Source organism: Bradyrhizobium genosp. L (assembly GCF_015624485.1).
GTDB lineage: Bacteria > Pseudomonadota > Alphaproteobacteria > Rhizobiales > Xanthobacteraceae > Bradyrhizobium.
The window spans coordinates 6,379,303-6,391,033 of sequence record NZ_CP061378.1; the positions used below are offsets into that span (position 1 = coordinate 6,379,303).

At 60.6% G+C, this 11,731-nt stretch carries 9 protein-coding genes and 2 pseudogenes; 5 read left to right on the plus strand and 6 right to left on the minus strand.

Features of this window, described 5'->3' with window-relative positions; genetic code table 11:
* Positions 1–13 precede the first annotated feature (13 nt).
* Both IC762_RS30515 and IC762_RS35855 read right to left on the minus strand, forming a co-directional pair.
* A complete protein-coding gene (locus IC762_RS30515) occupies positions 14–361 on the minus strand; it encodes a hypothetical protein (protein WP_246801326.1) in 348 nt (115 codons plus the stop codon).
* A 120-nt stretch (positions 362–481) separates the two neighbouring features.
* Positions 482–976 (minus strand): HK97 family phage prohead protease, encoded by a 495-nt coding sequence (locus IC762_RS35855; RefSeq protein WP_433995861.1) that lies wholly within the window; start codon positions 974–976, stop codon positions 482–484.
* A 6-nt stretch (positions 977–982) separates the two neighbouring features.
* Between IC762_RS35855 and IC762_RS30525 the strand changes: the two genes are divergently transcribed.
* Entirely contained in the window at positions 983–1,378 is a 396-nt protein-coding gene (locus IC762_RS30525) for a hypothetical protein (RefSeq protein WP_195785823.1), read from the plus strand.
* Positions 1,379–1,629: 251 nt separating this feature from the next.
* Here IC762_RS30525 and IC762_RS35750 read toward each other — a convergent pair.
* The 4 genes and pseudogenes from IC762_RS35750 to IC762_RS30545 all read right to left on the minus strand — a co-directional run bounded on the left by IC762_RS35750 (position 1,630) and on the right by IC762_RS30545 (position 6,499).
* Positions 1,630–3,182 (minus strand): annotated as a pseudogene (locus tag IC762_RS35750) (amidohydrolase).
* 245 nt (positions 3,183–3,427) lie between these two features.
* Positions 3,428–4,145 (minus strand): annotated as a pseudogene (locus IC762_RS30535) (SDR family oxidoreductase).
* A gap of 35 nt (positions 4,146–4,180) precedes the next feature.
* Complete coding sequence (locus IC762_RS30540; RefSeq protein ID WP_195785824.1) at positions 4,181–5,905, minus strand: DUF6537 domain-containing protein; 1,725 nt, start codon at positions 5,903–5,905, stop codon at positions 4,181–4,183.
* Entirely contained in the window at positions 5,906–6,499 is a 594-nt protein-coding gene (locus IC762_RS30545) for a thiamine pyrophosphate-dependent enzyme (protein WP_195785825.1), read from the minus strand.
* Positions 6,500–7,156: 657 nt separating this feature from the next.
* Here IC762_RS30545 and IC762_RS35505 point away from each other — a divergent pair.
* From IC762_RS35505 to IC762_RS30560, 4 genes are all read left to right on the plus strand, one after another.
* The gene (locus tag IC762_RS35505; protein ID WP_246801327.1) at positions 7,157–7,909 is read left to right on the plus strand and encodes a hypothetical protein; all 753 of its coding nucleotides are present in this window, start codon (positions 7,157–7,159) and stop codon (positions 7,907–7,909) included.
* Positions 7,910–7,917: 8 nt separating this feature from the next.
* Entirely contained in the window at positions 7,918–8,583 is a 666-nt protein-coding gene (locus IC762_RS35510) for a hypothetical protein (RefSeq protein WP_246801328.1), read from the plus strand.
* A gap of 215 nt (positions 8,584–8,798) precedes the next feature.
* Positions 8,799–9,449, plus strand: coding sequence for a hypothetical protein (locus IC762_RS30555; protein WP_195785826.1), 651 nt, complete (start codon positions 8,799–8,801; stop codon positions 9,447–9,449).
* A 764-nt stretch (positions 9,450–10,213) separates the two neighbouring features.
* A complete protein-coding gene (locus IC762_RS30560; protein ID WP_195785827.1) occupies positions 10,214–11,485 on the plus strand; it encodes a hypothetical protein in 1,272 nt (423 codons plus the stop codon).
* Positions 11,486–11,731 lie beyond the last annotated feature (246 nt).

Genomic DNA, 11,731 nt, shown 5'->3' on the forward strand with positions numbered 1-11,731 from the left:
TGCTCGCCGTCGTTTAGTCCAACAAATCATCCGGCTCTTCTTCCGGCGACGCCCAAGCCACCTTGCTCGCGTCTGCAGGCGTTGCGCCCATGCTGGCGAGGCACGACCTCAACAGCGCGAGCGTTTTGGTGCCGACCTCTTGGCCCGCCTGGAGACGAGCACGCATTGTGCAGGCAATTTCCACCAACGCTCGGTGCGACCGGTTCAACCAAGGCAGTTCGCCAGCGAATTCGCGCCATGCCGTCCGCTGTGGATCCGTTAGCCACGCTGGAGGATCTCCGATTGCGTCGGCGGTCGGCTCGTTGCGTTTGCAGCGCTGTGGATTTTTGATGTGACGGCCTTCAATCTTCGCCATGGTCATGGGGGCGCGTAGTCTGGGCATTTTCACCCTGGGGGTCTGAATTGTGGAAGCGCGTGAAAACCGGAGCGGCCGGTTTTTTAAAAACCATTACTTTAGAAAGTTGCCATACCCCTCCCCGTGTCACGACAGGATGGAACGAAGCATCTTTACGCCGATACGGCGCCTGGCAGCTTGGTCGTTTGTGACTGCAATGGACCGAAACTTCATTTCCATTTCAGCGCGCCTAGCCGCCACGGTTTTAGCAGCACGCACGACTGCTCTGTCTGCCACCGGAGCGGCGTAGTTCGCACTTGTTCGCACGTAAGCTGGCCAGGTGACCAACGAAAGCTGCCGCAGATCTGCCTTCGTGATCGTACGCAGCGGCGTCTCGTCGTTTGCCCACGACCAGGTCTCTTCGTCGGGGTAAAATGAAATTGAGACCTGGTGTACCAAACCAGATCGCACAGATGAAATTGCTTCCTGTCCGTCTGGCGATGTCGGATCTGGCATGAGCGTGTACCAAAGCGCGACTGCATCGGGCTTAACACGAAGCGTTCTATTGCTCATCCGACCTAGTGGACGGTCAGGCGAACACACAGCAAAATCAACGAAGGCGATCGATAGTCCGCCGCTCATAACGGCTTGGTTGCAGGCATCCGCTGGCCGATCCTCATTGCAAGTCAGGAATGTGCCTGCAGGCAATCGGACCCTGCCGTCTTACAAGTAGGCATGATGCTGTCCCGTCTCCGGGCGAAGGAACTGCTGCGCGTCGCCATCGTGTCCGACACTGCCAAACACTTCTTTTTATACGACCCGTTGGCCAGCCGGTTGCCCGGCGGAACTCGGAGCTTTAGTTGCACATCACTTATTGGTCTCAATCGCCTGCAGCACAGCAATATGGCACGTCGGGAAATAACACCCATCAATCATTTGGGACGACGTTTCGTCGTTGATCTGCAAGCACAATTCCTCGAGCTTGACGGACAAACCCCGACAGCATATCCGCCGCAATTTTTTGGTCTTGAATTCACAGAATAATTTTGGACCTCACAAGCACCAGCGGTTCCGCCAACTATCGGAGTGTATCGACCGGATGGCGCGCCCCGCGCGCAAGCAACACTGACAGTGCTAGCACTGATACAGATCCTCAAATACCGTCAGATGTCAGGAACACACCTCCGGTCTCCGGAGCAGCTCTCCGCACTGCCGTGCTTCGGCCCAAGCGTCCGGCGTCGGCGGATGCTGGCGGCTTCGACATTACGCGCCTTGGCGTCAGTCTCCTCCATGAGTCAGCGTTGAAAGACGACTTTTCCTCCGACGAGCGTGATGTCCGCTTTGATGTCTTTGATCTGCTCTTCCGGGATGGCCATGTAGTCCGCGGAAAGGACCGTGAGGTCAGCAAGCTTGCCCGGCTGGATCGTCCCCTTGTGTGCTTCGTCGAACGTGTAGCGCGAAGCTGCCGACGTGTAGAGGCGGAGCGCCTGTTCGCGACTGATAGCTTCCGCCGCGCCGTAAACGCTTCCATTGGGATCTTTTCGGGTCACCATGATGTACATGTTGAGGAACGGGTTGATCGGGTTGACGGGGAAGTCGGTTCCGGCGCCGAGGCTCTCTAGCCCCATTCTTTCGATCAAGGTCTTGGTCGGCACGGCGCGATCGGCGGTCGGCCGTCCCAGGAAGCGCTCGACAGTCGCGGCCTTGTCCCACATGAAGACGTTCTGGAAATCGACCCTGACCCCCAGCTTGTGGGCCCGCTCCATCTGCTCCGACCTGATCAGACTGCGTGAATGAGAACGAAACGCCGGTCCTTGATAGATCTCTCCTTGTCGGCAACTTCGAAAGCATCGAGCACCTGGTCGATACCGAGATCGCCGACGACGTGTACGCCGACACGCCAACCGTAGCGATTGCAGATCGACACGAGTTGCTTTAGCCGCTCAGGCGTCTGCTGGGCGATGCCGTGGTAGTTGTCGTGCGAGTCCGGATAGACGTCGCGCATCAGCGCCGTCTTCAGCGTCATGCCGCCGTCGTAGAAAATCTTGATACCGGCAAACCTGACCCAGTCGTCGCCGAAGCCGGACGAAGCGCCATTACCCGACATGATCGCTTCCCAGGCGCTCAGATCGGCGGGCGGCTCGGGTCTGTACATCAATCCCGTCCGCAGCGTCGCTTGTCCGGACGCGGCGAGCTTCTGCAGCGTACGGACGTCGCGCGCTTCCGTGGCGCCTTCGACCGCGCTTGTGATCCCAAAACTGTTCAGCGCGCCTTCCGCAAGCGTGTACTGCCTGATTTCATCCTCTTCGGTCCACGGCGGAACGGCTTTCTCGACCCGGTCGATCGCGGTCTCGACGAGGACGCCGGTCAGTTCGCCGGCCGCGTCGCGCTCGAAAGAGCCACCGTCTGGCTTTGCGGTGGTCTTGTCGACGCCTGCCTTCTGCAAAGCCATCGTATTCGCCATCGAGAAATGCCCGACGGTGCGCAAGTAGACCGGATTGTTCGGAGCGACGCTGTCGATCTCCTGCCTCGTCAGGTAGCGCTTCTCGGCGAGTTGTGACGGAGGGTGCCACGCTCCGCCAACGATCCACTCGCCCGGCTTCTTTTTGGCGACGAAGGCCTTGATGGCCTGAAGCGCTTCCGCGACCGTCTTGGCCCGGCCCATGACGACGACATAGTCGCCAAGTCCAGCCGCCTTGAAGTGGGCATGGGTGTCGATCAGGCCGGGGATCACAGTCTTGCCGGACACGTCGAGCACGCGTGTGCGCGCTCCGGCGAGTGCCCGGATGGACGCGCTGCTGCCGGTCGCGAGAATCTTTCCGTCCCGAACGGCGATCGCCTCGGTCACGCTGGACTGCTCGTCGAGGGTCAGGACCTTTCCGTTGACGAGGACAAGATCAGGCGAAGTAACATCCGCCTGCGGGCTACGGCGGGCGCTGCGCCCGCGAACAGAATTCCCGCACCGGGAATCGCGAGCGCCGTCGACCTGCAGACCATTTCAACCTCCCGATTATTGTGTTCAATAGACGAACATCTGCTCTTTCTTCGATGATAGCCGCGCGTGTCGAAGCGGTCCAACGATCGGGAAGCCGCTCACGCCGCGATGGTGGCACCCCCATCGACGACGACGGTCGAACCGGTCGCGAACGGATTGCACGCGAGAAAGAGGACCGCGCTCGCGATGTTCGATGCCTCTCCGATACGACGCAGCGGCAAGCGTTCCGTCGCACCGGCGAACATCTTTTCGCGCTCGGCTTCGGCCATGCCGGACCACATTGGCGTCGCGACCAGGCCGGGCGAAACCGCGTTGACGCGGACCGGAGCCAACTCGAGCGCGAGGCCACGCGTCAACGCCTCGAGCGCCGCGTTTACGGCTCCCTGCAACACAGTGTTTGCGGAGGGGCGCGCTCCTGAAGCCGGAGATGAAGCAGAGCGAGCCTCCATCCCGGATCTTCGCCGCCCGGGCAACGTGATAGGCGCCCCAGAACTTGCTTTCCATGGTGGCGCGTGCGTCTTTCAGTTCGGCTTTCCGGAGCGGACCACTCGTCGTCTGCGCCGCCGACACCACGATGTGATCCCATTCCAGTTCGCCGGCGAAGAACGTCTCTATGGAGGGATAGTCGGCGGTATCCATCCGCGTCGCCTTTGCGGTTCGCGGAAGTCCGGAGAGCGCGGCGTCGAGTTTGGTGACGGAACGGGACGCTATGGTGACCAACGCGCCGGCCTCGCACCCCTGCTGCGCGACCGCCAATCCGATGCCCGAACTGCCGCCCACGACCAATACTCGTTGTCCCTGCAGACTTCCGTACATGCAAACTCCTGACGACGATGCGTTTTAGCCCACGTTCACGCGGCCGAGGTGAGATGGCTACGCACCCCTTCGGCGAAACGGGATCTGAGTTCCTTTGCCTTCGGTTCGACGCGCGCAATCGAGGCTTCCTTGACGGGTCCGTAGCCTCGGATCTCCTGCGGGTACGACGCGAGGGCGATCGCGGCATCGAGATTCGAACCGTCGAGCGCGTCGGCGATCTCCTGCACGGTTCCGAGATATTCGTCGCGCAGCCGGCGCTCCGACTTCCGCTCGCGTGTCCAGCCGAACGGATCGAACGCTGTCCTACGCAACCACTTGAAGCGCATCAGCAGCCGCAGCGCCGGCACAAGCAAGGTGGCCGAGAACGCCATCTTGCGCGGACGCCGGCTGGCTGGATCGCGGCCGGAGAGCATCGGCGGCGCGAGGTGAAGCTTGAGCGAGCCACCGTCGAACCGCCGCCGAACCCCGCTCCAGAAGGTAGCGTCTGTCAACAGCCGCGCAACTTCGTATTCGTCCTTGTAAGCCATCAGGCGAAACGCGTTCGTCGCCACCGCCTCGATCAGGCGGCAGGAGCCTGGCGACGCCCTCTCCTCGGCCTCCTGCACGCGCTCCACCAGGGAGCGGAAACGCTCGGCGTACGCGGTGTCTTGGTAGGCGCGCAGCGCGTCGACACGGACGCTGATGCGCTCCTGCAGGGTCCGGACCGGTGCGGGCGCCGTGGCCACCTGAGGTTCGTCCGCTTCGAGGAGCGCCTCCGCGGCCTGCGGATCGGCGAAATACAGCCGGCCCAGGCGGAATGCGCGCAGCGTACCGTCCACGTCCGCGCCGTTAATCCGGATCGCCTGCTCCATCGAGCGCCAATCGACCAGCAGCATCCCCATCTGGAACGCGTAGCCGAGCATGATCATGTTCGCTGCGATGGGATCGCCGAACGCCCGGCGCGCAAGTTCGTTCGCCGGGATGCGCACGGCCTTGTGGCCAGCGCGCTGCTCAAGGCGGCGAACGAGACGTTCGGCGTCGAGATCGACGTTTCCGTTCTCATGAAACGCCTGGGTAGCCATCACCTGTCCGTCGAGCAGAATCTCGGTCGCGGCTCGGACGGTCTTCAGCGAGTCGAGTTGGGTGGCGGCGACCGCATCCGAAGCAATCAAGAGATCGGCGTCGTCGAGACCGAGCCGCATCGGAGCGACGCCGGACGGCGACGGGAAGATGCGTAGATGGCTGTAGACGGCGCCTCCCTTCTGCGCGAGCCCGGTCATGTCGTAAATTCCGACGCCCCGTCCCTCCAGATGCGCCGCCATGCCGACAATGGCCGAGGCGGTGACGACGCCGGTGCCGCCGATGCCGGCGAGCAGAATGCCGAAGGCTTCGGGCCCGGACTTGCGCGCGGCCGGCGCGGGCAGCTTTCCGGCGGCCGCTTCGATGTCGATGGGAGCGGGCCTCTTCACCTCCCCGTGCTCGATGGTCACGAACGACGGGCAGAAGCCTTCGAGACAGGTCATGTCGCTGTTGCAACTGGCCTGGTCGATGCGTCGCTTGCGGCCGAACTCCGTTTCGAGGGGCTGCACCGACATGCAGTTCGACGCGGACGAGCAGTCACCGCATCCTTCGCAGACCGCGGGGTTGATGACCACGCGTTTTGCGGCGGCGGGTGCCTTGCCGCGCTTGCGCCGCTTGCGCTTCTCGGTGGCGCAGATCTGGACGTAGACGATTACGGTTGTCCCGGGAATCTCCCGAAGTTCACGCTGCACGTTCTCCATCTACGTGCGGTGGACGAGTTCGACCTGCGGCGGCAGCGATTGGCTGGATCGGACGGCTTCCGGGTCTTCCGCCACGACGACGACGCGCTTGGCCCCTTCGAGCAGGACCTGGCGGACCATGGCGCCGACCGACAGACCGCTCTCGACCCTCTGTCCTCCCGTCATGGCGACGACGTCGTTCGCCAGGATCTTGAACGTCACGTTCGCGTTTGAAGCCGCCGCCGCACGGATCGCCAGCGATCCCGAATGCGAGAACGTGCCGTCTCCGAGATTGACGAAGACGTGCTTCGTCTCGGTGAAATGCGACAGTCCGATCCAGTTCACTCCCTCCGCTCCCATGTGCGTGCATGGAAGCGGATTGCGGTCCATGAACTGCACAAGGCCGTGGCAGCCGATGCCAGCCACGCCGAACGAACCGTCCGGCAGTTTGGTCGAACGGTTGTGGACATCCGGAGCAGAACACGGGACGGCGCGCCAGCGGTGCGACATCGAGTCGACCGGACGACGCGACACGCAGCGCGGCGATGTCGGGCCGCTCGGCTGAGCCGGTGGCGAGAATGCGACGCCCGATAGCGACAGCAGCCGTCGCGGCATCCAGCGGCTCGTCGGCCGGCAGCAGTGCTTCGCTCTCCGGCGTCGCCTTTCCGGAAATGTTCGGCCGCCTGTCGGAGTGGTACAGGAGAGCCGCCGCCTGAAGCTCCATGTGCGCGCGCTTCTCTTCGACGAAGAGGAGCTCCGGCACGGCCCGGGCGAACGCGTTCAGCGGCTCGGGATCGAGCGGATAGATCAGGCCAACCTTCAGTACGCCGATGCCTAGCCGGCGCGCGATGGCATCGTCGATGCCGAGCAGTCTCAATCCATCGATCACGTCCTGAAATGCCTTGCCGGCCGTCACGATGCCGAGCCGGGTTGGACTGTCGGAGCCGAACGCGACGAGGTCGATCGCGTTGCGCCGCGTGAAGGCGCGCACCCGCGGAAGCTTGTTGCGGACCATACGCCGGTCCTGTGCGGTCACCGCGAGCATTTCGACGCGGATGCTGACCTCGTCACGCGCTGGAGGGACGGCGTCCAGCACCGGAGCGAGTTCGTCGAGCGAGATCATAGTGCCGAACGAGAGGACCGTGTGCGGACGTACTATGCATCGACCGGTCGGGCAATCAGCCAGAAGATTGACAATGGCGCTGTTGACGAAACCGGAGACGATGCCCGTTTCCAACTCGATTTTGGCTTGTTGCACGCCGGAGCTTGATCATGGCACCCGCAAAGAAGTCCTCTTCCAAAAGCAAGGGAAAAAAGGCAAAAGCCTCCGTCAAGAAGAGCGATAAAAATCTCGAAGTGCCGGAGCCCGGCAAGAAGGCACATTCGTCCGACGGCGACGCTCCTTCCGGCGAAAGCGCCAAAGGATTACGGGTGCGGATGTATCGTGTTGGCTTTGGAGACTTCTTTCTCCTGAGCGTGCCAGCCCGTGGCGGGGGAAGCGAGCATATTCTTATTGATTGCGGCGTTCATTCTCAGGATCTCGGGAGCATCCGGGATGCAGTGGGGCAAATGGCCGAAGAATGTGGATCCAGGCTGGCCCTCATCATCATGACTCACCGGCACGCCGACCACATTTCAGGCTTCGCGAGCTGCAGCGACATATTCAGCAAGTTCACGGTCGATCGTGTCTGGATGCCGTGGTTTGAAGATCCCAAAAACAGTACGGCGATGGCTTTCCAGGCGAGCCTCACTGCAATGGCCAGTCAACTTTCAATGAGACTGGCTGCGCGGGCCGACGACAGCTCATTGATGCTCAAGGATATGGTCGACAACATCACAGGCGGATTTGCTGCTGCCGGCGGGGTATCAAAAAACCAGAAGGCTCTCGACGTCCTGCACGGCGGGTTCAAGAACCAGGCGGACCATGATTATTACAAGGCCGGCGACCAGCCGGTCCTTCCCAAGGTTCTTTCCGATGCCGGCCTGTCGGCCACGATCCTGGGCCCCCGATCGACCCCAAATTGATTTCGCAAATGACCAAGAAAAGCCAGCAATATTTGATGGAGGAGAATGAGACGGACGACGAACCCGTGCGGCCATTTGCCCGGGCTTTTTATACCGACAAGAGCAGCTATCCCGCCGACGCATTCAGGATCTACGACGATCAGGCGATCGTACGACTTGTGAACGGCGCCCAACCCAATCTGCTGGCGGCCCGCGCCAAGACCGCAGACAACACGTTGAACAACCAAAGTCTCGTGGTCCTGTTCAGCTTTCGTGGAAGACATCTGCTTTTCGCCGGTGATGCCCAATGGGGTAACTGGGAAAACTTCCTGTATGGTGGTGCGTACGGCACCCCAGGACATACGGATCTAACGGAGCAAGCGAAGTCGATCCTGAACAAGATCGATTTCTACAAGGTTGGCCATCACGGCAGTGCCAATGCCACGCCCAAGGATGCCGTCGCTGCCATGCGAATGGGGTGCGTTGGAATGTGCTCTACCCAGATCCACGCCTACAACGAAGTTCCGAGAGAACCCTTGCTGGAGGCGCTCCGCGGACGCATGAATGGTCAGTTGGCCAGAAGCGACCAGGTCGACACACAAGAATACGAGGCAGAGAAGACAGCGGGAACGCTTCCGAAAGCGTTCAAGCGTTCTACCTCCGGAGAGTTGTTTATCGATTATGATTTTGAATAGCGCGGCTGCATCGGGTCATGAAGCTGAATAATTCTTTGAGCCTCACTGCAAGTCAGAAATCCCGAGACGGGTTTACGCGCGCCTGATTGACTGGCACAGGAGGCAGTACGCCCTGTTCGATACGGTGGACGCGGACTGGTTCGACGGCGAGAACTCTCCAGCACGCGGGCCAATGACTATTGGCCGCTCGAGTTCACTATCCACCCGTGCTCCGGGTGTACGCAATCGAGGTCAATTCGCGGCTTGGCGAAGATGTCGTTGCTCTTGAATGGCTCAGAGTCTGGTCGAAGAGGCTGCCTCTCTGGCTTGAACTTCAGGTCCTGCCCGATGAAAGTGGCCCTGCAAATCTCTATGGCAACATCAACGGACCTCCTACGCGCGTGCGGTTCTTTCAGGGCTCTATCAGGCAGAACGCTCTGAACACCCTGAAGAACGTAACTGACCTGTCACCTCACGCAAGACCGGGCGAAGAGATACGGCAAGCTCTCCCGACCGGTGGTCTCGAAGACGTCTTTGTTCTTGATGTTGGACAAGGCGCTGCAAATGCCCTGGTCAGCAAATCCAGAAAAGTACGGGCATACGTTGATCTTGGAGCGGGCGTGCTGGCGGATGCCAGCACATGGCCATCTGCTATGACGGGAATCTGCCTCAAAGATGATCCATTGGTGATACTCACGGACTGGCACTATGACCATTTTCACGCCGCCAACAAATTTACGACGGCTCTCAACAGGACATGGATCGCTCCGTTTCAAATGATTGGGGCCGGCCCGCAAATCGGCCATGGCGAACAGCATCATCCAGAACGGCACCCTGATGATCTGGAATGGGAAAGGCATTTTGAGGAACGGGGCAGTCGAGCTTGAGCGTTGCACTGGCTCGACCGGAAACTTCAACCGCTCGGGCATTGCCGTTTTGGTGAACGGACCGGACAAAAGCGATGCTCCCATACTCTTGCCGGGAGATGCGGGCTACGCTGACATTCCCTCCCTGAAGGCTTCGGCGGTACGGTCGATCACGTCACTGACTGTTTCCCATCATGGAGGACAGGCTGCAGGCCCGGCTCCCTCCAGGCCGAACCTGTCGGCTACCCGCGCAGCAATGTCTTTCGGGAACAATAATAGCTATAAGCACCCGCTTTCGCGGTCGATCAAAAAGCTGCAGAAGGCGGGATGGTGTATCGGTTTTCCGAACGCAAACCTAGACGACCGTCGAACCGAAGATCGCCAAAATGGACTTGGCACGATTGGTCTCCGCTGGAAGGGGTCGTCTCTCGGGACTTATTCCTGCAACTGCGGCTGTTCGATTGCGCCAACGCAGTAAACACCCTGTCCGCCAGACGGTGAGCAACTGCTCGCAAATCTCTTTCACATGACCAGTTGAGCAGCCTGCCTCACCTTGGCTGGCTCGTCGCCGTTGTATCGAGGGAGCACGGAGCCGGCATTGGAACCATGCAACTGAGATGAATACTTTGCAGCGGTGACCCAGGTCAGATTTTTCGTCCTGCCGCAGGAGAGAACCGATTGAGCGACCGATCCGCGGTAGGTACTCGACTCCGAAGCAAGACTCGATCGCCCCGTAAAGGCCGTGCTAGTCCGTTGTAGATTTCACTGAGCTCCGAGGCGTTTGCGTGCGTACTGTTTCCCGCGATGAACTTTACCAGCAGGTCTGGTCAAAACCGATGACCAAGGTCGCCGCCGAGTACGGCTTGACCAGTACGGCTCTCAAGAAGACCTGTAACCGCCACAAGATCCCCACTCCCGACCGAGGATACTGGGCGAAGCTCGAGCATGACAAACCCGTTCGCCGGGTGTCCCTGCCGAAGCTAACCGATGCAAGGTTTGACCAAGTGCGCATCTCCGGCGCGAGCGCATCAAACCTGCCAGGACAGGTGAGCAAGGCAGGGATGGAAGCCCACGAGAGGCTGACGAAGGTGTCTGAACCTCCCGCAGCAGGCGCGACCGACTTTCTGGTGGAGGAGCTCCCTATCCTGGCAGCAACGCTGCGCGCCATTTCGAAAGCGCGCCCCGACGCGGAGGGTTTCACGAGCGCCCAAGGGCGCGGCATAGTGTCCCTGAAGATCGCGCCCGGCTCAGCCGGTCGGGCTCTTCAACTTCTGGCCCGGCTCTTTGTCCTTGCCGAAACCGAAGGATACCGCCCCACAGCCACCGAGACCGCACTCGAGCTAACGAATGAAGACGTCTCGATCGCCTTTGGAATTGAAGAGCGGCCGCGCAAGACTCCACACGAGCCGACAGCAGCCGAATTGAAACGGAAGGAAGATAATCTCCGTTGGGGCAATTTGAGGGACCCTTGGCCGAATTACGACCGTTCGCCGTCCGGCCGGCTCTCCATCGTCATTCAAGTCAATTTGTGGGCAGGACTTCGCCGGACCTGGTCAGATGGCAAGAGGCAAAAAGTCGAAGCCATGTTGCCAGAGATCGTCGCAAGCCTTGTTGAGCACGGGGCATTGCTCAAGGAGCGCCGGCGCGCGGCCGAGGAGAGTGAGCGCAAACGTCTGGAGGGGGAAGCCCGCCGCAAGCGTGTGGAAGCCTTCAATACGCGCGAGAAGCGTCGCCTTGAGTTTGTCGATGCAGTCCATGAGCAACTCGTTGAGCGATCAAAGCTCTCTGCCGTGCTTGCGCATCTGGAGCAACTCGGGATGGATGGAGAGAACCCTGCAGAGAACATCTCGGCGTGGATTCGACGACGCATTCAGCAGATCGATGCTCTGATCAGCCCGGAGTTTCTCGATCTATCGGCCAGATCGGCAAAGCTTGGTTTCGTCGAACCACCAAAAGACTCCGACCGCGAATACGCAGGCGGTTACTACGCCTACTCGTCGGCCCTCGCCTGCAACTCTGGTCGATCGACGAGGAGAAAGAGCTCGCGACATCAATAGGCCCGCTGGAATGGGCGATCCATGCTGGACTTTTACCAGCAAGCGAAGGCCCTCCCGCGCAAGACAAAACAGCCGAGCCGGAAGCACCGCCGCAGAGCTGAGACGGACAACGGTACTCCCTCGTGTCGCCGATTTCCCCTCATGATTTTATGAGTTTGCCCCGACGATAAGGCGCACGCGCCGCCCCTCGCCCGCGCTCTTGACAAATCGCGGCGGCGAGAAAAAAACTGGAACATGAATCGGCTT